Annotated in this window: 21 protein-coding genes; 12 read left to right on the top strand and 9 right to left on the bottom strand. The window is 60.9% G+C overall.

The features are described from left to right. Positions 1-48: 48 nt before the first annotated feature. Positions 49-2,070, top strand: coding sequence for a methyl-accepting chemotaxis protein (locus MAIT1_RS14765; protein WP_158089524.1), 2,022 nt, complete (start codon positions 49-51; stop codon positions 2,068-2,070). A gap of 115 nt (positions 2,071-2,185) precedes the next feature. Here the strand turns inward: MAIT1_RS14765 and MAIT1_RS14760 are convergent, their stop codons facing one another. Further along, on the bottom strand, positions 2,186-2,587 hold the full coding sequence (locus tag MAIT1_RS14760; RefSeq protein ID WP_085444331.1) for a hypothetical protein: 402 nt from the start codon (positions 2,585-2,587) through the stop codon (positions 2,186-2,188). Positions 2,588-2,799: 212 nt separating this feature from the next. On the opposite strand from MAIT1_RS14760, the gene MAIT1_RS14755 reads away from it, so the two are divergent. Further along, positions 2,800-3,438: a hypothetical protein gene (locus MAIT1_RS14755; RefSeq protein WP_085444330.1), complete on the top strand. Its 639-nt coding sequence runs from the start codon at positions 2,800-2,802 to the stop codon at positions 3,436-3,438. A gap of 345 nt (positions 3,439-3,783) precedes the next feature. On the opposite strand, the gene MAIT1_RS14750 is transcribed toward MAIT1_RS14755, so the two are convergent. From MAIT1_RS14750 to MAIT1_RS14740, 3 genes are read right to left on the bottom strand one after another with little or no spacing between them, the layout of a single operon-like run. Beyond that, entirely contained in the window at positions 3,784-5,094 is a 1,311-nt protein-coding gene (locus tag MAIT1_RS14750; protein ID WP_085444329.1) for a hypothetical protein, read from the bottom strand. Further along, positions 5,091-6,254 (bottom strand): SGNH/GDSL hydrolase family protein, encoded by a 1,164-nt coding sequence (locus MAIT1_RS14745; protein ID WP_085444328.1) that lies wholly within the window; start codon positions 6,252-6,254, stop codon positions 5,091-5,093. Before MAIT1_RS14745 ends, MAIT1_RS14750 begins: the two co-directional genes overlap by 4 nt. Continuing rightward, positions 6,251-7,447: an aminotransferase class I/II-fold pyridoxal phosphate-dependent enzyme gene (locus MAIT1_RS14740; protein ID WP_198947909.1), complete on the bottom strand. Its 1,197-nt coding sequence runs from the start codon at positions 7,445-7,447 to the stop codon at positions 6,251-6,253. Before MAIT1_RS14740 ends, MAIT1_RS14745 begins: the two co-directional genes overlap by 4 nt. A 136-nt stretch (positions 7,448-7,583) precedes the next feature. Between MAIT1_RS14740 and MAIT1_RS14735 the strand changes: the two genes are divergently transcribed. The 7 genes from MAIT1_RS14735 to MAIT1_RS14705 all read left to right on the top strand — a co-directional run bounded on the left by MAIT1_RS14735 (position 7,584) and on the right by MAIT1_RS14705 (position 15,068). Further along, entirely contained in the window at positions 7,584-8,405 is an 822-nt protein-coding gene (locus tag MAIT1_RS14735; RefSeq protein WP_158089523.1) for a glycosyltransferase family 2 protein, read from the top strand. Between the two features lie 40 nt (positions 8,406-8,445). Further along, the gene (gene pyk, locus MAIT1_RS14730) at positions 8,446-9,888 is read left to right on the top strand and encodes a pyruvate kinase (RefSeq protein ID WP_085444326.1); all 1,443 of its coding nucleotides are present in this window, start codon (positions 8,446-8,448) and stop codon (positions 9,886-9,888) included. 175 nt (positions 9,889-10,063) lie between these two features. Further along, positions 10,064-10,717, top strand: a complete 654-nt coding sequence (locus tag MAIT1_RS14725) for an acetyltransferase (protein ID WP_158089522.1) — start codon at positions 10,064-10,066, stop codon at positions 10,715-10,717. After that, the gene (locus tag MAIT1_RS14720; RefSeq protein WP_241893487.1) at positions 10,714-11,775 is read left to right on the top strand and encodes a nucleotidyltransferase family protein; all 1,062 of its coding nucleotides are present in this window, start codon (positions 10,714-10,716) and stop codon (positions 11,773-11,775) included. Before MAIT1_RS14725 ends, MAIT1_RS14720 begins: the two co-directional genes overlap by 4 nt. Next, entirely contained in the window at positions 11,772-12,479 is a 708-nt protein-coding gene (locus MAIT1_RS14715) for an acylneuraminate cytidylyltransferase family protein (protein WP_085444324.1), read from the top strand. The genes MAIT1_RS14720 and MAIT1_RS14715 overlap by 4 nt, the downstream gene beginning before the upstream one ends. Before the next feature lie 268 nt (positions 12,480-12,747). Further along, positions 12,748-13,767, top strand: a complete 1,020-nt coding sequence (gene neuB / locus MAIT1_RS14710) for an N-acetylneuraminate synthase (protein ID WP_085445747.1) — start codon at positions 12,748-12,750, stop codon at positions 13,765-13,767. Between the two features lie 257 nt (positions 13,768-14,024). Further along, positions 14,025-15,068: an IS110 family RNA-guided transposase gene (locus MAIT1_RS14705; RefSeq protein WP_085441115.1), complete on the top strand. Its 1,044-nt coding sequence runs from the start codon at positions 14,025-14,027 to the stop codon at positions 15,066-15,068. A 511-nt stretch (positions 15,069-15,579) separates the two neighbouring features. Here the strand turns inward: MAIT1_RS14705 and bfr (MAIT1_RS14700) are convergent. From bfr (MAIT1_RS14700) to MAIT1_RS14690, 3 genes are read right to left on the bottom strand one after another with little or no spacing between them, the layout of a single operon-like run. Next, entirely contained in the window at positions 15,580-16,062 is a 483-nt protein-coding gene (gene bfr / locus MAIT1_RS14700) for a bacterioferritin (protein WP_085444311.1), read from the bottom strand. A gap of 2 nt (positions 16,063-16,064) precedes the next feature. Continuing rightward, a complete protein-coding gene (bfr, locus tag MAIT1_RS14695) occupies positions 16,065-16,541 on the bottom strand; it encodes a bacterioferritin (protein WP_085444303.1) in 477 nt (158 codons plus the stop codon). A gap of 47 nt (positions 16,542-16,588) precedes the next feature. After that, positions 16,589-16,792 (bottom strand): (2Fe-2S)-binding protein, encoded by a 204-nt coding sequence (locus MAIT1_RS14690; protein ID WP_085444281.1) that lies wholly within the window; start codon positions 16,790-16,792, stop codon positions 16,589-16,591. Between the two features lie 277 nt (positions 16,793-17,069). On the opposite strand from MAIT1_RS14690, the gene MAIT1_RS14680 reads away from it, so the two are divergent. Further along, positions 17,070-18,125, top strand: coding sequence for a tyrosine-type recombinase/integrase (locus MAIT1_RS14680; protein WP_275531647.1), 1,056 nt, complete (start codon positions 17,070-17,072; stop codon positions 18,123-18,125). On the opposite strand, the gene MAIT1_RS14675 is transcribed toward MAIT1_RS14680, so the two are convergent. Further along, the gene (locus tag MAIT1_RS14675; RefSeq protein WP_085444216.1) at positions 18,052-19,956 is read right to left on the bottom strand and encodes a phage NrS-1 polymerase family protein; all 1,905 of its coding nucleotides are present in this window, start codon (positions 19,954-19,956) and stop codon (positions 18,052-18,054) included. The genes MAIT1_RS14680 and MAIT1_RS14675 overlap by 74 nt on opposite strands. Positions 19,957-19,969: 13 nt before the next feature. Continuing rightward, complete coding sequence (locus MAIT1_RS14670; RefSeq protein WP_085444172.1) at positions 19,970-20,224, bottom strand: helix-turn-helix transcriptional regulator; 255 nt, start codon at positions 20,222-20,224, stop codon at positions 19,970-19,972. A 157-nt stretch (positions 20,225-20,381) separates the two neighbouring features. On the opposite strand from MAIT1_RS14670, the gene MAIT1_RS14665 reads away from it, so the two are divergent. Both MAIT1_RS14665 and MAIT1_RS14660 read left to right on the top strand, forming a co-directional pair. Further along, positions 20,382-20,897, top strand: coding sequence for a hypothetical protein (locus tag MAIT1_RS14665; protein ID WP_085444161.1), 516 nt, complete (start codon positions 20,382-20,384; stop codon positions 20,895-20,897). Between the two features lie 15 nt (positions 20,898-20,912). Beyond that, positions 20,913-22,049 carry a tyrosine-type recombinase/integrase gene (locus tag MAIT1_RS14660; protein WP_085444127.1) on the top strand — a complete coding sequence of 379 codons (1,137 nt, stop codon included), beginning with the start codon at positions 20,913-20,915 and terminating at the stop codon, positions 22,047-22,049. Positions 22,050-22,113: the final 64 nt, after the last annotated feature.

The following is a 22,113-nucleotide window of genomic DNA, read 5'->3' as shown; positions in this document are numbered from 1 at the left end:
AATAAACTCAATCAGTTTGACACAATTCAAAAAAGCGCGGACAAAGGGATGGAAGCAAGCCTGAAGTCCCTTTCACAAGCTTTTGACGCTTATGTGGAGCAAGGCGGAAAATTGGCGCAAGCCTACATCGACGACGGTCCAGCTGGCGGCAATCCGCTGATGGCCAGCTTTGACGCTGCCGTGGAGAGAATGCTGCAGCAATTGACCCCCTTGGTGGAGAACGCCGAGAAGGAGTTTGATGAGGATATTCATCACATTGAGGAACAGATGGAGTCCGCCAACTGGGTTATCGGCGCCACCTTTGGCATCGGGCTGCTGTTTCTGATTATTATCAGCACGATGATTGTGCGCAGTATTCTGCAGCAGATGGGCGCCGAGATCGCCGATCTTCTGGCCAGCGTCAGTCGCATGTCGCGCGGCGACCTGACGGCGCCGCTGTCCGCCTCCAACAATAAATCCCTGGCCTCCTGCGCCGAACACATGCGCAGCGGTCTGGCGCAGATTGTGCGCACTCTCAATCTGCAATCGCGCACCGTCTCGGCGGTGATCAGCGAACTCAGCGAAGCCAACCAGAGCCTGCAAAAAGACTCCAATCGGAGCTATCTGCTGGCCAGGCAAGTGGTGGAGGAGAACAACCAGATCGACGAAAAAACGCGCCAATTGAGCCACGAATTGGGGCAGGCTAACGACAATATCCAAACCCTCAAAGAGACCGCCAACGACCTCTCCGGCAACGTCACCTCCATTGCCGCAGCCTCCGAGCAGGCCAGCCAGAATGTCAACACCATGGCCGCCGCCGCCGAGCAGATGACGGGCAACATCTCCAGCGTCAACACCAGTTTGGGCAGCGTCTCCGAGGCGGTCACCGAAGTCTCTGAAGCGGTCTCCACCCTCACCCACTCACTGAGCAATGTGCGCGACAAGTGCGTCGAGGCCGATCATCGCTCCAATGACGCCCAGGAGTTCTCGCACCAGACCATGAACACCATGGCCGAACTGACGACCTCTGCGCAGGAGATCGTCAAAGTGGTGAGCATGATCAAAAACATCGCCGACCAGACCAATATGCTGGCCCTCAACGCCTCCATTGAGGCCGCTGGCGCCGGCGAAGCGGGTCAGGGCTTTGCGGTGGTGGCCAATGAGGTCAAAGAGTTGGCCCAACAGACCACCGAAGCGACCAAAACCATCGATGCGCAGACGCAAAAGATTCAACAGAAGAGCCAGCAGGCCTCAGACGCCAGCCGAAACGTCACCGAGATGATCGAGCAGATCGCCCTGACCAATCAGGAGATCTCCAACCAGGTGGATGATCAAACCGGACAGGTGGCCGGGGTCAGCGACTCCATGCAGCGTGTCAAACAGGCCTCCGGCGAAGTGGCGCGCAACGCCCAGGAGCTGCATAACGCCTCCAGTGAAGTGGCGCGAGCCGCCACCGAAGCGGCCACCGGCACCATGGAGATTGCGCGCTCCGCCGAAGGGGTCGCCCAAGGCGCCGGCCGCGTGGCGGACAACGCCAACTCCGCAGCCGACCGCATGGAAGTGGTGCAGGACAACGCCCAAGGGATCTTCGCCGCCTCGGCCAATGTGCAGAAGATGATGCTGCAGGCGATGGATTTGTCCAACTTTGTCGATGGCGCTATTGCTCACGAGGCGATGCTGGCCACCATCAATGCGGAGTCCGGCCGCGCTCTCTCCGCCGCCGCGCAGCAGTTTGAGATCACCGCAGAGCCGTTCGACGTGGAAGCGGTCAAACAGGCGCATATGAAGTGGTTGGGGCGCCTGGTGGGGGCGATTCGCGGACGTTCGCAATTGAAGCCGGATGACGTCAGCACGGCGCGCGAGTGCGCCTTTGGCAAATGGTATTACGGGCCGGCGCAGGAGCTGTTTGGCCAAGAGCCGCTGTTTGTCACGCTGGGCGAAACCCACGTCAAGGTGCATGACACCGCCCGCGCCGTAGCCACTCTGGTCGCCAACGGACAGACCAAACAGGCGCAGGATGAACTGGCGCGTTTTGACGCCATGCGTAAGAAGCTATTTGATGAATTGGATAAACTGTACGTGTCGCACTAATCCGGCGCAGGGCTTCGCCTCGTCCAGTGCGAGGCAAGCAAGCACAGCTGGCCCGGCGCAGTTGGGGGGCGTTGAGCGCTTTTGTGCTCTCAGTCGCCCTCCGCTGGTCCACAACTTATGGCCAGGGGTAGTGGGGTTCGAACTGCTCAAAGCTTAGTTCAATCTCCACACTGGAGCCCTCCACGCGGTCGGTGGAGCCGCTGTTGCGGTAGGTCTCCATGCGGCAATTATGAAAGAACACCCCGTAGTAGCGGTTCACCGCCGCCGCCAACTCGCCGCCGCCCCGAGCCGTGGGTTTGGAGACGTGCAGCGCCATATTGAACGGCGCATCCTGGAACTGTTGATAGAGCTCCAGAAAGCGCGAGGTCTCCAACTCGATCAGTTGCAGCGTGACGCGGCGCGCGCCCAGATCATAGGCGTAGGCGTAGCACTGATCATGCAGCCCGTTGTGCAGCCGCTCATCGCTGAACTCCACGCTGAAGTAGCCGTTGGTCACCCGTTTGGCGCGATAGTCCATACTCTCTCCCCTCCAATCCGTGCGCGGATTCCCGCTCTTTTTATTCTCCGAGCGCAATTGGCGCAATTCGTTCCCTCGCCAGGGCTCGCCCCACGCCCATCCTGGCCACTGTAACCGGTGCGTGGACCCCCAGCTTATGCCATACTCTCGCCCCGTGTCCAATAGCGCGCAGTGCGCCCATTGTGTGAGGCCCAAGCGGCCGGGAGTCCCCCATGGAGTCACTCGATCGACCGGGATCCGATGCGATCCGCGCCGATGACCTGCCTGACGTCAGCCTGACCAACGCCGCCTTTCTGGCGGGGGTGGCCCCGGAGGCGCTACGTCGCCTGCTGGCCATTGCGGCGGTCAAACCCCAGGATAATGAGATCAATCTGGGCGAGCTAATCCGCGCAGCGTTTCTGGCGCTCACCACCAAAGAGACCCAAACCGCGATGTTGCGGCTGCAGCTCCATGCCGCTCTTGAGCGGGAGAAATCTTTGGTGGAGGCGCTGCAGCAGCAGATCGGCGATAATTTCATCCTGAAACTCGACCTGGACGGCAGCGACGCCACCGACCCCATCCATGCGGGCGCATCCAGCGACGATGAAGAGACCGCATTCGAGATCGACTTCGACGACGACGACGATGATGAGGACGCGGAAGACGCCGTTGGCGACGATGTGGATGGCGCGGATGACGACGATGATGAGGACGACGAAGACGACTTCAATGTGCGTTACGTCGAGAAGGCGCTGGATGAGGCGCCGGAGATCGATGACGACGATGACGACGACACCTTCGCTGTGAACCAGGATAAGAAGAAGAAAAAGAAGAAAAAGAAAAAGGGGCGCAAAACCGACTTCCGTTGGTGACCACTCCACCCGACGGAATCGTGGAGAGAGCCTTCACCACACCGCGCGGCGTCTTCGCCGTGCGGTGTTGTCGTTTTATAGTCACCGCAATTCAGAATTGCACAGGCTCCTCAATGTTTGTGTGACACAGGTAAAGCTTGCGCTGACTATTGGCCTCCGGCTGGCCGGAGGCGGGATTCTTAAGGGTCTGTGACCCTTAAGCGGGTGTGGGCGGAGCCCACGATTTGGCAGGAATGCCAAATCGGACTCGCGCAGCGAGCCCGAAGGGTGAGGACCAGGGATGGTCCGAATCACGGTGTAGCTGTTGATCTTGAGAGCCCTCGATATCTTCTCGCTTCAAATGTCTCATTCTCTTCTGCGGCGACTATAACTGACGGAGGGTGTCGTCACCGGCGCCGAGCCGCTGCTCCAGAAGCCCTTCCACGTCGCCGGATGCCGCCACCCCCAACGCCGCCCCAGGGTGTTGATCGCCCAGGCGCAGTGGAACATCAGCAGCGGCATGATCGGCAACAGATAGCGCTCCTGCGCCGCGCCGAGGAAGAAGGGCGCCATGTAGCACAGCACCAGCAGGCGCTGCATGCTTTGTCCACGCCACATCAGGCGAATAAATCCGATCAGAAACAGCGCGCCCGAGCCCCAACGCAGCGCCAGCACCAGCATCGAGCCATGGGTGGAGTAGTAGGAATAGCGCATGCCCATGAACGACAGCAGCTTGGCGCCCATCAAGGCGATCCAGGAGAGCGGTTGATCCAGCCAGATGGGCAGCGTGTGGAACAGGCCCGCCCAGTAGTCGCGCTCCTCAATGCCGAAGAAGGGGTCTTTCTGCGACACGTGAATATAGCCGAGCAGGTAGGGGAAGAAGTAGAACCCCAACGCCACGCCCGCCACGCCGATGAGCGCCAATGGCGCATAACGCCGCCAGCGCGGAGTCGGCGCCGCGTCCACGCTGTGAGGTTGGGTGTAGTGCGCCCACAGCAACGCCACCCCCACAAACAGCAACATGGACATGCCGTTGGGACGCGTTAACGGCAGCATCAATAGCAATGGGGTCCACAACCAGGGCCGGTCGAACACGCCGCTCTGGGCGCGGGAGAGAAAGACAAACACAAACAGCGTAAACAGCAGGGCGAAGGGCAGATCGGAACTGATGGTGACGATATACCACACCGGCGTAGGCAGCAGCGCCAGCAGCATCAACCACCCCCACCCCACCCCGCGACGGTACATCCAGATCTGCCACATCCACACCCACACCACGCCCATCACCAGAAAGGCGGTCGCCAACGGCAAGGTATTGCCGTCGCGATAGTCGCTGGCCAGCAGCATCAGCGGGAATACCGGGCCGGTGAAGTAGACTTTCCAGTTGAAATCGCCGCCGTCGGCCAGGGCGTGGACGGCGTTCTCCTTCTGCCCGGCGATGAGCCCCGCCAGATCCAACTGCGCCAAACGGTCGCGGGTGCGCTCATAGTAGGGCAGATCCCCCTTGGTGGGCTTGTTCAGCGGCGAGACCCCTTCGCCAAACTCATTGACCACCGGGTGCGACATCAGCAGGAGAAACACCAGCACGCGCACCGCCAGCGTCACCCCGAGCGCCAACCAAAGCCCCCAACCGGCGGCGAAAGCCAGCCGTCCCAATCCGCGCGCATCGAGCGTCATGGCGCCGCTCCGATCCCCTGCTCTTGCAGATACTCAAACGCCAGTTGCGCCAACACCTCATTGCCGCGCGGATTCATATGCTGATAGCAACTCTTGAACAGATTGCAGGGATTCTCCCCCTGCAGATGGGCCATCAGACGCGGCCCGAAATCGAGCAGCTCCACGCCCTCCTGCTGCAGGCGATCACGCAACGTTGCATAGATCCATTTGCCGCTGCGTGTGAACTCCAACAGATCGGCGCCCGAAGGGATGATGGCCAGCAGCGGCCGCACCCCGGCGGCGCGGGCGTCGGCCACAAAGCGGTTGAGAATCGCGGCGGTCAGATCCAACGCCCGACTGGGATGATCCGGCCTGTACAGCGGCGCGTGCCAGGGGGTGGCCGTCAGTTTGCCCTGCACATGCAGATGACGCAGAGCCAGCGCCACGCGCAGCGTGAAGGGGAAGCCAAATTTCTGCGTCCCCCCCAGCCCGCCGGGTTTGAAAAAATCATCCGCCGGCATGTTGGCGCCGGGATCCTCCACCACGTCGCGATAGGAGGCCCAGGTTCCGCCCATCAGGGGGATCAACTCCAGCGAGCCATCTTGCAACAGGCGAAAACGCGGTTTGAGCCCCACCCCGCCAACCGGGTAGATCAAGTCATAGCTGCTGGTGAGATTGCGCAGAATATCTTCAGAGTAGTGCGCCAGCATCGCCACCGGCGCGCGATCGACGCTGCGCTTGGTGGTAAAACGCAGATAGGCCTGATCGGTGCCATACCCCGGCACGCCAAAATTGTTCACCCGCGCGCCGATATGGCGCGAGAGCAGGTCGGCCCAGGCCTGATGCGGACTCACCTCGGAGCCGTAGGCGAAGGAGTCGCCATAGATCGACAGCGCCGGTTGCGCGGCGGGATCGGGGAAGGCTTCGCTCACGCGCGCGCCCAGCGCATCCAACTCGCCAGTGAAGCCCAACGCTTTGGATGGCCACCCCAGAACCGGATCGCGCGCTTTGAGATACGCCTCATAGGCCAAACCGACCCGCGGCTGAGGCCGATACAGCACCCCCGCATCGTGCAGATAGAGGCTAATGCCGAAGCAGGCCGCCTCCAACAGTCCAAATCCCATCAGCGCCAGCACGACCACAAAGCGCCAGTTGCTTTTGGTGGAGACAGTTTGACTCATGAGGCGCGATCCGAGGGCGCAGAGTCCGACCCGCCCAGCAACCCCGCCAGGCGATTCAGCCCTTCGGCCACGCGCTCGCCGCCGCCGGCATAGGAGAAGCGCACATGGTCGCCCGCGCCGCTGGGACCGAAATCGATCCCTGGGGTGATCGCCACCCCCGCCTCCTCCAACAAGCGCACGCAGAGCGTCTGCGCATCGGGGGCGCCCAGTCGCGCCATCGCCTCGCGGGCGTCGGCGTATACATAGAATGCGCCGCGCGGCTCCGGCCCCACGGCAAAGCCCAACGACGGCAGACGCGCCAGCAGGTCGCGCCGGGCGAGGTCATAGCGCGCCGCCTGGGCGTTGAGTTCATCCTGGCAGTCGAACACCGCCAAAGCCGCATACTGCGACAGCGTCGGCGCGCTGATGAACAGGTTCTGGCTCAGAATCTCCACATAGCGCATCGCCTCCGGCGGCGCGATGAGCCACCCCAAACGCCAGCCGGTCATGGCGAAGTATTTGGAGAATCCGTTAATCACCAACGCATTGGGCGAGAACGACAGCGCCGTGCGCGCCGCTTCGCCATAGGTGAGCCCGTGGTAGATCTCATCGGAGATCAGCGCCGCGCCCGCCGCATCCAGCTCGGCGGCCACGGCTTCAAAGGCGTCAGGGTCAATCAGGGTGCCGGTGGGGTTGGAGGGGCTGGTGACCAGCGCCCCCGCCAGACCTTCGGCCAGATGCGGTTTGAGCAGATCGGCGGTGAAGTGATAACCATGCTCCGGCCCCACCGCCACCGTCACCGGCTCACCGCCTTGAAAGCGGATCATATTGGGATAGCAGGGGTAGCCCGGATCGGTGATGGCGATGCGATCGCTCGGATCCAGCAACAGGCCAAACGCCAGTTGAAAGCCCCCGGAGGTGCCCGGCGTCAGCGCCACCCGGTCTGGATCGAGATCGACATGATAGGTTTCGCCATACCACCGGGCGATGCGCGCACGCAGCTCCGGCAGCCCCAAAGCGTTGGTGTAGCGGGTTTTATCCACCGCCAAGGCGCGTTGCGCCGCCTCCAGCACCGGCTGCGGCGTGGCGAAATCTGGCTCCCCAACCTCCAGACGCACGATATCGCGCCCCTGCGCGGCCAACGCTTTGGCGCGCGCGAGCATCTCCATCACATGAAAAGGCTGCATTTGGTCCAGTTTATGGGCCCAGGGCATTCGGCTTCTCCAGGAGCGTGACGGCGCAACATTGCGAAACAGGGCCCGGCAACGGCGCGCAGAGCTCCCCTTGGGGCTGGGGTGGAACGGGTTTACCATGTTCGTCACGCAAAAGGAACCCATACAGGAGAGTCATATGGCGCTCACTTCGGTGTTGATCCCCGTGTTCAACAATCTGGCCATGCTCGAACAGGTGGTGGCGACGCTGATCCAGCACGCCGACGCCCCCATGGAGATCATTCTGGTGGACAACGCCTCGTTCGAGCCCGGCGTTGACGAGGCCTACGCGCGTCTGGCGCAACAACCTCAGGTCAGCATCATTCGCAATGCTGAAAACCGCGGCTTTGGCAAAGCCAACAATCAGGCCCTGGCGGTGGCGCGCGGCGACTATATCGCCCTGATCAACTCCGACATGTTCATGACCGGACCCTGGATGCGCGCGGCGCAGGCGCGCTTCGCCAGCAACCCCAATATTGGCGCTGTGCAATTGCGGATTATTCTGCCCTCCACCGACCAACCCATGGAGCAGTGGCAAACGCAAACCTGCGGGGCGCGTTTTCTGCCCGACGGCATGCCGGTCTACCTGCTGCCCAACCTGCCCATGAACGATCCGCGCGTGCTTGAGGCGTTCCCTCTGCAGGCCTTCATGGGTGCCGGCGTGATCCTCAAACGGGAGGTAATTAACCAAGTTGGCTTCTTCGATGAGGAGTATGACCTGGTGTTTTTTGAGGACACCGATCTGTCACTGCGCGTTTCCGAGGCTGGGCATGATATCTTTTATGAACCCCAAGCTTTTGTTATTCATCTACATTCCGCATCCATGCCGCACTTGACTCAGGAAACTTATGATAGGAGCAGAAAAAATAATCAGAAATTGTTTGTAAAAAAGTGGCCAATTCACAAGATTCATGGAATTCTAGTCGCCCGTGGATTTCCGGATCCACGTTCCGAATCGTGAATCTACCGATATAAATTCAAAAGATACGGGATGTCTGCTCATGAAACGTAATCGCCGCGCTAAAATCGTCGCCACCCTCGGCCCCAACGCCAAAGACAAAGACCATATCCGCAAGTTGGCCGAAGCCGGGGTGGACGTGTTCCGTCTCAACTTCAGCCACGGCTCCCACGATGATCACGCGCTGCGCGCCCAATGGATCCGCGAAGTGGATCAGGAACTCGGTCGCCACCTGGGCGTCCTGATGGACCTGCAGGGCCCCAAACTGCGCATCGGCGCGTTCAAGGACGGCGACTCGGTGATGCTCAAGAAGGGCGACAAGTTCAAGCTCTATCGCACCGAGCGCGAAGGCGACAAAGATGGCGTCTACCTGCCCCATGAAGAGCTGTTCATGGTGATGGAGCCGGGCCTGGAGCTGCTCATCAACGATGGCCGCATGAGCCTGCGCGTGTTGAGCCTGGATGATGAAGGCGCGCTGTGCGAAGTGCACATCGGCGGCGAGATCTCCGACCGCAAGGGCGTCAACGTGCCGGCCGCGCTGCTGCCGGTGACCGCGCTGACCCCCAAAGACCTGGAGGACCTGGAGTTCGGTCTGTCCATCGGCGTGGACTGGTGCGCGCTCTCCTTCGTGCAGCGCCCCGAAGATCTGCGTCAGGCCCATGAGCTGATCCAAGGCCGCGCCAAGCTGCTGGCCAAGATCGAAAAGCCCCAGGCGGTGGACAATCTGGAAGCGATCATCGAAGAGGCCGACGGCGTGATGGTGGCTCGCGGCGACCTGGCGGTGGAGTACAGCGCCGAGAAGGTGCCCATGGTGCAGAAGAAGGTGATCGGCATGTGCCGTGAAGCCGGCAAGCCGGTGATCGTGGCCACGCAGATGCTGGAATCCATGATCGACGCCCCGGTGCCGACCCGCGCCGAAGCCTCCGACGTGGCCAACGCCATCTATGACGGCACCGACGCGGTGATGCTCTCCGCCGAATCCGCGGTGGGCAAATATCCGTATGAGACCGTGCGCATGATGAGCAAGATCATCGAAACCACGGAGAACGATCCGTCCCACTACGGCATGATCCGCGCCCACCACATCGAGTTCAACGCCACCGACGGCGACGCCATCTCCGCCGCCGCCGCCGACGTGGCCCGCGCCCGTGGCGGTAAGGCGATCTGCACCTTCACCTCGTCGGGCAGCTCGGCCACCCGCATGGCGCGCACCCGCACCCGCACGCCGATTCTGGCCATCACCACCAGCCTGGCCACCGCGCGTCAACTGACCCTGGTGTGGGGCGTCTCCACCGCCAAGGTGGATGGCGACGACGCCATCAAGAACTTCAAAGAGATGGTGCAGATGGGCTGCAGCATGGCCAAGAAGGCCGGTCTGGCCAAGAATGGCGAGCGCGTGGTGATCATCGCGGGCATGCCGTTCGGCTCCTCGGGCTCCACCAACATTCTGCGTCTGGCCGATGTGGGCGCGTTTGAAGTGAGCTAATGACGCAGCGGGCTTAGCCCGCGCGCCCGCTGCGCCGCGCAGCGACGGAGCAGGCGCCTGCAATTGCCGATTTGGCCTCACATTTGCCTAGATCTTCAGGGCGATGGCGGATTTTCCCGCTATCGCCCTTTTTCTTTGGCCAATGGGGCCGTGGACTCGGCAAATCGGGACTCGCATGGGCGCGCAGGACGGCAAAAAGCTCCTGATTCTTGGCGGCGGCGGACACGCTTCGGTGGTCTGCGCGTGCGCCCGCGCCTGCGGCTGGGGCGCGCGCCTGCTGGGCTATCTGGCCCCCGAACCCAGCGCCTTGATGAGCGAGCTGAAACTGGAACACCTTGGCGACGACGACGCCCTCGAACGCTTCGCGCCCGATCAGGTCGCCCTGCTCAACGGCATCGGCAGCGTGGGCGATCCCAGCCGCCGCCGCCGCGCCCATGACGCCGCCGCCGCCCAGGGCTTCGCCTTCCCTGTTCTGACGCACCCCACAGCAATCATTGATCCCACCGCCCTGCTGAGTGAGGGCGCACAAATCATGGCGGGCGCCATTGTGCAGATTGGCGCCCGCATCCACGCTGGCGCGCTGATCAACACCGGCGCGCGCATCGATCATCACTGTTTTATCGGCGACCACGTCCACATCGCCCCCGGGGCGGTGCTGTGTGGTCAGGTCACGGTGGAGACCGGCGCCCACGTAGGCGCTGGCGCCACCCTCATTCAAGGCGTGCGCGTAGGCCAGGATGCACTGGTCGGCGCGGGCGCGGTGGTGGTTGGGAACGTATCGTCCGGCATGCGAACGATCGGGGTTCCCGCCCGGGAGAGCGCGTTATGAGTCCCATGACAGATTGGCGCAGCGTGTTGATTCGCCCTCAGGATCCCATCATGGAGGGGCTCACCGTCATCAATCGCGGCGCCATCGGCGTGGCGCTGGTGACCGATGACGACATGCGCCTGGTGGGCATCGTCACCGACGGCGATATCCGCCGCGGTCTGTTGCGTCACGTCAGCCTGGAGGCGCCTGTGGCGGAGATCATGGGGCAACGCCCCATCACGGCGCGCGACTCCGATTCGCGCGATCACATTCTGGCGCTGATGCGCGCTCATGAGCTGGACCACATCCCCATCGTCAACGCCGACGGCGCGTTGGTGGGGTTGGAGCGGCTCCAGCAACTGGCGCGCCCGGTGCAGCGCGACAACTGGGTGGTGCTGATGGCGGGCGGCCTTGGCTCGCGCCTGGGCGCCCTCACCCGCGACTGCCCCAAGCCCCTGCTGCAAGTGGGCAGTCAGCCGATTCTGGAAGTGATTCTGGAGAGCTACATCGCCTTGGGGTTCCACCGCTTCTTCCTGTCAGTGAATTACAAGAAGCACATGATCCAGGACTACTTCGGCCACGGCGAACGCTGGGGCGTGCGCATCGACTACCTGGAAGAGAAGGAGCCGCTGGGCACCGCCGGCCCCCTCGGACTGCTCCCCGACCGCCCCACCAGCCCGCTCATCGTCATGAATGGCGATCTGCTCACGCGGCTCGACTTTACTCGGGTATTGGATTTCCACCGCGAGCATGAGGCGGAAGCCACACTGTGCGTGCGACAGGTGGAGGAGACGGTGCCTTACGGCGTGGTGCAGTTGGAAAATGGCCATCGCCTGAGCGGCATCCATGAAAAGCCGGTTAACAAATACTTCGTCAACACCGGCATCTACGTTCTGGAGCCTTCGGCTCTGGAGCGCATCCCCGCTGGCGGCTATCTGGATATGCCGGATCTGTTCCGTCAGCTCATCGATAGCGGTCGCCCCACGGCGGCTTTCCCCTTTCTGGAGTACTGGATGGATATCGGCCAAGTGGGCGACTTCCATCAGGCTCGCAAGGACTACGAGGATCTGTTCCCATGATCAACGGCAAACGCGTACTGGGCGTCATCCCCGCGCGTGGCGGCTCCAAAGGGCTGCCGCGCAAGAATGTCATCGACCTGGACGGCAAACCCCTGATCGGCTGGACCATCGATTCGGCCAAAGGGTGCCCCTATCTGGACCGGGTAATCCTCTCCTCCGATGATGCGGAGATCATGCGCATCGCCCGCGACCTGGGCTGTGATGTCCCCTTCGTGCGTCCGGCGGAACTGGCTCGTGACGACTCCCCGGCTATCGACGTGTTCATTCATGCTCTCGATACGCTTACCGAGTCGTATGACTATCTGGTGGTGCTGCAGGCCACCACGCCGCTGCGCATCGCTCAGGACATCAGCGCCTGTCTGGAGATCTGCGAAAAGGAGAAGGCGCCCGCCTGCGTGACGGTGTTTGAACCGCGCCATCACCCCTACTGGACCTTCAAGCTCGACGACAACCAGCGTCTGGAGCAGTTGATGGAGGGGGAGATCCCCTATCGCCGCCAACTGCTGCCCGACTGCTACGCCCTCAACGGCGCAGTCTATGTGGCGCGCACCGACTGGCTGCGCGAAACCCGCAGCTTCCTCACCGCCGAAACCCGCGGCCACGTCATGCCAGCGGATCGCTCCACCGACATCGACACCTGGCGCGATCTGATGTGGATTCAGATGTTGCTGCGCGAAAAAAAGTCTGAGGCCCGCGCCGCCTGATCATCCGTGACTGTTTGGCGGAGCGGCTCTGAGTCGCTCCGCCTTCTTGGCGTGGGCTGCGGGTCATGGATGTTTATTGTTGATGTAAGATATTGGGGCTTCGCCCCAAACCCCGACCAGGGCGCCGCCCTGGACCCGCCAGGAGGCCAGGCTCCTGGACCTCTTGGACCACAAGCTCCTGCGCTTTGCCCGCTCGCCTGTGCTGGGAACAAATGGCTTGCGCGCACCGCCTCTTATTTCAACCACACATTTCCTGGGTCTCGTGGCCATGCCTTCCATCTTCATCATCGCCGAAGCCGGGGTGAATCATAATGGCGACTTGGTCCTGGCCAAGCGCCTCATCGACGCCGCCGCCGCCGCTGGAGCCGATGCGGTCAAGTTCCAGACCTTCCGCGCCGAACGCATCGCCGCCGCCCACGCCGCCAAAGCGGACTATCAAAAACGTCTCACCGACGGCGACGATCAGCTCTCCATGCTCAAACAGTTGGAGCTGTCCGAGGCCGATCACCACGCCCTCATCGCCCACTGCCAGGAGCGCGGCATCGCCTTTCTCTCCACCCCGTTCGATATCGACAGCGCGCGCCTGCTGCGCGGTCTGGGCCTGACCACCTTCAAGATCCCCTCCGGCGAGATCACCAACCTGCCCCTGCTGCGGGAGATCGCCGGGTATGGCTATCCGGTGATCGTCTCCACCGGCATGGCGGATCTGACCGAGGTGGGCGCCACCATTGATGCCCTGGTCAGCGCCGGACAGAACCGCGAGCACATCACCCTACTGCACTGCACCACGGAGTACCCCGCGCCGCTGCACTCGGTGAACTTGCGCGCCATGCAGACGATGGGAGCCGAATTTGGATTGCCCATTGGCTACTCCGACCACACCCCTGGCATCGCCATCCCCACCGCCGCCGCCGCATTGGGCGCTACGGTGATCGAAAAGCACTTCACTCTGGACCGCACCCTGCCCGGTCCCGACCACGCCGCGTCGCTGGAACCCGATGAGCTGACCGCCATGGTCGCCGCTATTCGCGGCGTGGAGCAGGCGCTAGGAAATGGCGTCAAGCAACCGGATCCGGTGGAGTTGGGCAATCGAGATATTGCGCGCAAGAGTCTGGTGGCGGCGCGCGCGATACAACCGGGCGAACCGTTCAGCGCTGACAACGTCACCGCCAAACGCCCGGGGACCGGCATCTCGCCCATGTTCTGGGATGCGGTGATGGGGGAAAAGGCCAACCGCGCCTATCAAGCCGATGAGCTGCTCGACGCCGCAATTTACAGACAGGAATGACGGGGCAGACAGGAGTGACTGGGCAAGTAGATGTACGGAATATCATAAATCAAAACCAAAACTGCACAGAGCGATCAATGTTTGTGTGACGTAGGATCGGCTTGCGCTGACTATGGGCCGCCGACTGGTCGGCGGCGGGGTCTGGGGGCTGCGCCCCCAGCGGGTGTAATGGAATGGTCCGCTCCGCTACCCAAACGGCCTCGCAATGGGCCAAGATGGTGGTGTGTTTTTCCATCTAAACGGAGTCGGAGCGGACCATGAGCAATCATATCGAAAACGGACAGGTACGGGTACTGGGGATTGATCTGGGCAAGAGCGTGTTTCAGTTGCATGGCGTGGATGCGCGCGGCAAGAGCGTTCTGAAACAGCGCTTGAAACGAGATAAGTTACTGGAGTTCATGGCGCAACTGCCGCCGTGCCTGGTGGGGATGGAAGCCAGTAGCGGCGCCCACCATTGGGCGCGGAAATTTCAGGGATATGGGCATGATGTGCGTTTGATGGCGCCGCAATATGTGAAGCCCTACGTGAAGCGGCACAAGAACGACAGCGTGGACGCTGAGGCGATATGTGAAGCGGTACAGCGTCCGAATATGCGTTTTATGGGGATCAAAAGCGTTGCCCAGCAAGAAATTCTAGCGTTGCATCGGGTGCGCAGTCTGGCGGTGAAGAACCGCACGGCGTTGGTGAACCAGATTCGCGGACTGCTTGCCGAGTATGGGATTGTCTTTCCCAAGAGCATCAAACAGGCGCGGCGGGCGATTGTGCTGATTTTGAGTGATGAGAGCTCGGAAATGAGCGCCAATTTTCGCGTAATTCTGGAGGATGAGCGCGATGAGCTGGCGCATTTGGATGAGCGCATCGGCAAATATGAGCGTGAGATTGAGGCGCTGGCCAAGGCGGAGCCGCAGTGTCGATTGCTGATGACGATCCCGGGAGTGGGACCGATCACGGCGACGGCGCTGTTGGCGTCGGTGGGGGATGTGCGGGCGTTTAAGAATGGCCGGGAGCTGTCGGCATGGATAGGGTTGGTTCCGAATCAGCACTCCACAGGGGGCAAGGCGTGGCTGACGGGGATCAGCAAGCGGGGAAACGGTTATCTTCGCACCCTGTTGATTCATGGGGCGCGGGCGGCGTTGCGCGTGTGTGAAAACAAGCCGGATCGCCGCAGCCAGTGGGCAGTGTCGGTGTCGGAACGTCGCGGCGCGAATAAAGCGGTGGTGGCGCTGGCCAACCGCATGGCGCGCAGCGCGTGGGCGATGCTGGTGAAGCAGGAGGCCTATGGGGCCAGCGCCGCTGTGTAGAGAGAGCGCAATACAACTCTAAAAGAAAAACAGGCCGATAAGGAAAGAGAAAGAGATCCCACCAGCCAGGTTGCGAGAGAGAGTCGAGATTGATGGCGTGAAACGGCATAGCCCTGCGTGGTCAAGAACCTGTTTCGCCCAAGGGCCCATAGAGGCCGAGGGTGTGTTGAGGAGGGCCACGCGCAAATTCCATCAGGGCCAGAGGGCGACAAGCCCCTCATCAACAGGCCGGATACATGGGCGCGACTAAGCCTCACACATCAGTGGACATTTTCTCTTGCCGTGGCGGAGCGGACCATACATGGGCGGAGCCCACGGTTTGGATGTTGACCTTGGGAGCTCGAGGGCATAGCCCTCGATATCTTTCATTGCCAAAATCGCTCAGGTTCAATTCTGAATTTGACTAAGTATAGGAAGGGGTGACGGGGCGGAGGGGGCTGGCGACATTGCGCAAATGGCGCGTCGCCAATCCGCCCCGTCGGGCGGAAGCGTAAAGGAGTGGTTGGGGTTTTTACGCTTCCGTGGCGCCCATCTGGGACTGCAGATAGTTCTCCATCCCGATGGTCTTAATCAGACGCAACTGCTGCTCCAGCCAATAGACGTGATCCTCCTCGGTATCATCGAGCAGACTTTCCAGCAGTTCCCGACTCACATAGTCGTTTTCGTTTTCGCACAGAGCGATGGCTTTGCGGATGGCGCCCACCACGTACAGCTCCATCTCCAGATCGTTCTCCAGCATCTCCTTGGGGTTGCTCCCCACCTTCATCTTGCCCTGTTCGGCCAGATCCGGCGTCCCTTCCAGAAACAGAATGCGGCTGATCAGTTTGGAGGCGTGGTCGGTCTCCTCCTGCATCTCGTGGTTCAACCGCTCATGCAGGCGGCCAAAACCCCAATCCTCATACATGCGCGAGTGGATGAAATATTGATCCCGGGCCGACAGTTCATACGCCAGCAGATCCTGGAGCGTCTTGATGACCTTCTTGCCGCCCTTCATCCTCAATCCTCCTCGCGCATCATCGCTTGTAGATAGTTTTCCGTCCCCACCGATTCAATGCGGACCACCTGGGCCTCCATCCAATCGACCTCCTCCTCCATCTCTTCGAGGATCTCTTCCAGGAGTTCGCGGGTAATGTAGTCGCGTTTTTTCTCGCACAGGGCGATGGCGTCCTTGAGCACCGGAATCCCCTGCATCTCCCACTGGAAGTTGCAATCCAGACACTCGCGCGGGTTCTCGCCGATCATCAGCTTTTCGAGATCCTGCAGATTGGGCAGCCCTTCGAGAAAGAGGATCCGCTCGATGATCTTGTCGGCATGCTTCATCTCATCGATGGCGCGTTTGTAGTTGCGCTTATTGAACGCATCGAAGCCCCAATTGCGGTACATGCGCGCATGCAGGAAATACTGGTTGATAGCCGTCAGGCGCCCCACCAACACGCCGTGGAGGGCTGCGAGGATCTCCGCTTCACCTTTCATCTCATCTCCTTAGTCGTTATGCGTTTTACTCCGTGATTCCGGGGAACTTAATGCCCTTTACACGCGCCGCCGCACTTGCCGCAGCCGTTGCAGCCAGATGACTTCAGCAGACTCTTGGCGCTTTGGCCACAACGGCCACACTGCCCGGCCACGCCCAACCTCTGGTTCAGGTCGGCCATGGAGAGCGCGCCATTTTCGATCTCCTGACGGATTTGATGATCGGTTACGCCACGACAGATGCACACGTACATATGAGTTCTCTCCCTGACAACGCGGCCTTTCGCCGCACCACAGAGAGCAGGATAATTGTGATTGAGAATGATTGCCAATACAGTTTTAAGCAAAAAAAGATTCCCTCTCTGATCCCATTTTCGCTGATGGCCTGGAAACAAGTCCGAGTTGCCCCAGAAGCTCAACATGGGCTGGTTATCGGCTTCTTGATGCAGTGGAGCAAAGCAGTAATAGTGATCTGCCTGTTATGGTAAGGATCTGTTTGTCTACCGGGAGGCGATGGCGTGAGGCGCAAGAATTGTTGCCAACCACGATAAACCGCGTGAAGACATCCTGGAGGGGGATGAGTTCGGCGTGTGCGTCTCCCAAAGCGGGCGCAAAACGTTCTTCTCCACCTTCAAGTTTGAGGGCAGAAAGCAGCGCCTGGGGCTTGGGCCATACCCTACGATTTCGGTTGCTGAAGCCCGCCAGAAATACGCAGAAGCCCGCTCTCAGGTAGAGAGAGGCATCAACCCCTGCCTAAGCGCCATGGAAGCCAAAGCCGAGCGCCTGGCGGCACCTTCCGTGGCGGATCTGGCGGAAATGTACCTGGAGCGTTGGGCGCGCCCGCGCAAGGCCGCCCGCTCTGCTGCGGAAGATGAGCGCATGTTGCGCCGAGACGTGCTCCCCAAATGGGGGGGACGCAAACCCAAGTCTATCAAGCGGGCCGATGTGGTGGCGCTCCTGGACGGCATCCAAGAGCGCGGCGCTAACATAGCTGCAAATCGAACTCTGGCCGTAGTGCGGCACATGTTCAACTGGAGCGTGAAAAAAGGGATCCTGGAATCATCACCCGCAACGAGCATTGAAGCGCCCGCCAAAGAGGGGCGGAAAGAGCACGCCCTAAATTCTGATGAAATCCGCCTGTTCTGGCGGGCGCTGGATGAGGCGCGCATGGAGCCCGCCACAGCCGCCGCATTGCGTCTGACCCTGGCTACATGCCAACGATCTGGAGAGGTGACGCAAATGCGCTGGGAGGAGATTCACGGCGATTGGTGGGTGATTCCTGGCGACAAGACCAAGAACGGACGCCCGCATCGGGTTTACCTGAACAGTGTTGCCCGCGACATCCTGGCCACCTTGCCCCGCTCCCTTGGCTGGGTGATCCCTTCCGCCCGCAAGTCGGTTGGCCCGATGCATCAAAACGCGCTCTCCCATGCGCTCAGGAACAACGCTTGGTTCGACCTCCCCCGCTTCTCGCCCCACGATCTGCGCCGTACGGGCGCAACCCAACTCTCCCTCACGCCAACGCGCCGGATGCGCGTAAGGCGGGATGTCGCGCCGCCTCCAGATATTTATCCGGCTGCACCATGACGCAGACATTGAGACAGGGGGCGGTGATCATCAGATCTTCCGGGCCGTTCTCGTTGCCCACACGGTCCCGCGTGATGGTGTCGCCGGAAACGCCCGCCAGATAGATGCCGTCGCCCGTATGGTTCTTGGCGGCATAGCGGCCCATGATGTTGTCAATGATGGGGCGGCCCTCGCCGGAAATGACCGCATACTCTCCGCCGCGATCATGCATGCGTTGAAACAGGCGCTCTTCCGTGATGTCGCTGGCGAACATGCGCAACGGCGGCGGCATGGGGACGCGCTTGGTCTCCTCTTGCGCCATCCTCCGCGTCAGGTCGTCCCGGTCATCAGGGGAGAGCGACGGCTTCTCTATCTGCTTGGCCAAGACTTTCAAACGCTTCTCCACCACTGCATTGGCGGCCCTGGCCGACGCCGCGCGCTTGCCCTGTTGCGGCTCCATGCGGTGTATCCACTGCTCCAGCGGATTGGCCATGGCCTTGAACACCGGGCTCTTACGCTCACCACTGGGCGCGATGAGCGCCTGAAACAGCGCGGGGTGATGCATCAAGCCGGAGCGCTCTTCAATCTGCGCCTTCTTGCCAATGGATAGCGCAGCGATGGAGAGCCCCACCACCGCCGGGGAGACCAAAGGCGCTTTGACGAATCGTGAGACTTCCCGCGCGGCGCTCTGCAAACACTCTGGCAACGCCTCCACAGGATAAAGCGCAGCTTGTTGCTGCCGACTCGGCGGCGGCAGTGGCGGCGGCCACTCGGAAGCGGGCTCATGCAGCTCTGTTACGAATACATAGGGAGCCGGGTCCGTTACGTATGGATTGCATGGAATTTCTTGCGCATAGGAATTGCGCGGAATTTGCCCCTGTGTAGAGAGCGTGTCCACAGCGGCGGTTGCGTTACGGGGACGCACACTCCCCATTAACGCTTTACGGATTTGTTGATCGCCCCATCTCTCCGCCCCGCGCATCTCATCCCATTTGGGACGCATGAGGCCGCAAGCGCGAAATATCCGCTCCATCTGCACTGCGTCGCCATCGGTCCAATAGGCCAGCATGTTGAGCAGCGCCAGCGTGGCTTCCGACTCTGATGCGTATTCAGAGGCATTCCCAGAGAAGAGCGCGGCAAACTTGTGGCCATTGGCGGCGGACTTGGCGCGCGCCACAACCGCTGCATCAGGGGTTCCAAGCTCAGGCGCGCGCGGCTTCTCCATGGTGGCGATCTTGGGACTCAATATTTCCCCACCTCCCACAATCCAGCGTCGATGAATCGCCTGCACGGCCTGCGCACGCTCACAGACCGTAAATGGCGTTCCCGCCAGGATATCGCCCGACATGGTGAAATAGCGTCCCTGCGCGTACATCTCCACTTGGCCGCGCCGATTGCCGCCAGCGGGTAGCGGCGCTTGTACGATCACATGCACGCCGCTCCCGCTGGGAGAGATCTCCGTGTAGGAGTCCAACGCCCGGATAATCTCCATCGCCCAAGGCGCAATCTCCCTGCTACGCGGATCGCGACAGCCATCCAGATCAATGCCGCAATAGGGGTCGTTATGGGTGAATACGAACCCGAGCCCGGCGGCCTCATACCGGAAGAGGGCTTCCATGGCCTGCGCATACGTTGCCCAGTGGTTGGGATCGCTGACGCTGGCGCGCCGTCCCGTATAGGGATTGATGGGCTCCTTGGTGCGCTTGCCGTTGCCGCGCGCCTCGCCATAGCGCCACGTCACCCACTGTGGACACGCCCTTAACTCAGCGGGGAACCCAAACGACGGATCACCGTCTGGAAACGCGGCGCTGTCGGAGCCGCCCATCTCTGCAAATGCATTATCGCCGGACATCTTTCACCCCCTCCTAAGCCCGTTGGCCAGCGCACTGCGCCGCCTGCGCAGTGGAGGTGACGCGCCCCGCCGCATTGAGCCAAGCGTCCAGATCTTCACGGTAATAGAAGATTCGCCCCCGCTTGATGAAGCGCGGGCCTTCGCCCCGGCTGCGCTGCATCGCCAGCGTCTTTTCACTCAGCCCCAAATAGGCGGAGGCGTTTTTGGTGTCCATGCGGCCATCGGGCAGGATGGTGACCAGGACGGTAACGGTTTCAGGTTTGCTCATGTTTCGACTCCCTCTGTTATGGCCCCGGACAATCCGAGGCGCTGTTGGCAAGAGCGAGACTATGAGAGAATATATGTATTGTCAAAGCATACACGTAGTGCTAGATTGAATTAGAACAGATGAGAACTTTCAACCAAACGGACATAAAGGATGGCCAATGGCCACAAAACGAAAAGGGGGCGGCGGCAAGCTGTCCCGCTCTCAGGTCGTCACGGTGCGACTGGACCCTAAGCTGCGCTACGCGGCGGAATTGGCGGCGCGCAAACAGCGGCGCACTCTCTCCAGCTTTATAGAATGGGCGATTGAGGAGGTGCTGACCGACAATGAAATGTCGGAGATCGATTGGCGCGGGGAAGAGGAGAAACTGACCCTGATGGAGGCGGCGGAGAAGGTGTGGGACGTGGATGAGGCAGACCGCTTTGTCAATCTGGCGTTTGAATTTCCCGGCCTGATGACCCACGAAGAGCAGCAACTGTGGAAACTCATCACCACCACCGGCGCGGTGTGGGCAGACTGGGCGGGGCAATATCAGCATGGTGATCCCCATGTGCGGCGCTCCGGCCTGCGTCTGGATCTGCTGCGCGAACACTGGGAAACATTTAAGCAAGTCGCGGAAGGAGAGTTGGACAAAGAGGCGCTCCCGCAATGGGAGGAGTCGTCTCCCGGAACCTAATCAGGAGGGAATTGAATGGCGCAAAAATTCGTCAAACTTACCCGCCCCAACATGCGCAAGTTGGAGCCGGGGAAACATCTCATGGAGCACGGCATCCGCTTTGAACGTATGGCGTCTGGCGATGGCCGCTTCACTGTGAACATCATGGTGGATGGAGAGCGTGTCCACAGGGTGATTGGCAAGGAGTCCGAAGGGGTCACCCGCAAGCAGGCGGAGGACTTCATCCAACAAGCGCGCACCGACGCCCGCAAAGGTCGTCTGAATCTACCCACGGGGCGGAAGGTAGCTCTCGGGTTTGAAAACGCGGCAGAGGAGTATCTCGTCAAATTAGAGCAAGAGGGCGGCAAGAACCTGAAGGAGAAGCGCCGCCAATTGCATCAACAGCTCATCCCGTTTTTCAAATCCAAGGCGTTGAGCAAAATCACCGCAACGGATATTGAGCTTTTCAAGCAGCGCCGGTTAGAGGATGGACGCGCCAAAGGCAGCATCAATCGCGAATTGGCCGTTCTCTCCCATCTCTTCACCAAGGCGGTGGATTGGAATTGGATCGAGCACCGGCCCGCCGCCATCAAGCGCTTCAAGGAGGAGAACAGGCGTATCACCTACCTGACCACAGAGCAAATTGCCCGCCTGTTGGAGGCCGCCAAAACGGATCAAAACGCGGTGATCTATCCCTTCATCGTAATCGGTGTGGAGACGTCGATGCGGCGCATGGAAATCCTTTCCATCCGTTTGGAGCACATCGACTTGGATAGACGGGTGATCTACATCCCCAAAGCCAAGGCAGGCGCGCGTGAGCAACCTATCACGGCGCATTTAGCGGCATTTTTACGAGGATATGTGGATTCAGCAAATGTCGGGCAGGAGTGGCTATTCCCGGCCAACTCGAAAACCGGCCACACCCTGTGGATAGAGTCGTCATTCCGCCGGGTAGTCGCCAAGGCGGGATTGAATCCCAAAGAGGTGAATCGTCACACGTTGCGTCACACCGCCATTTCCCATCTGGTGCAAGCGGGCGTGGACCTGCCCACCGTGGCGCGCATCCCCGGGCATAACACGCTCTCCATGGTGGCGCGCTACGCCCATCAGAACGGCGAGCACATCCAATCGGCCATGGATCGGCTGGAGCAGCGTTATCAAACCGGGGGATAATTGCACACGCTGCGCCATTACACAGGAATTACACAGAGCGCAGAAAAGAAGAAGCAAGAATCCA

This window comes from Magnetofaba australis IT-1 (assembly GCF_002109495.1).
GTDB classification, from domain to species: domain Bacteria; phylum Pseudomonadota; class Magnetococcia; order Magnetococcales; family Magnetococcaceae; genus Magnetofaba; species Magnetofaba australis.
This window is presented reverse-complemented; position numbering and strand designations above follow the sequence as displayed.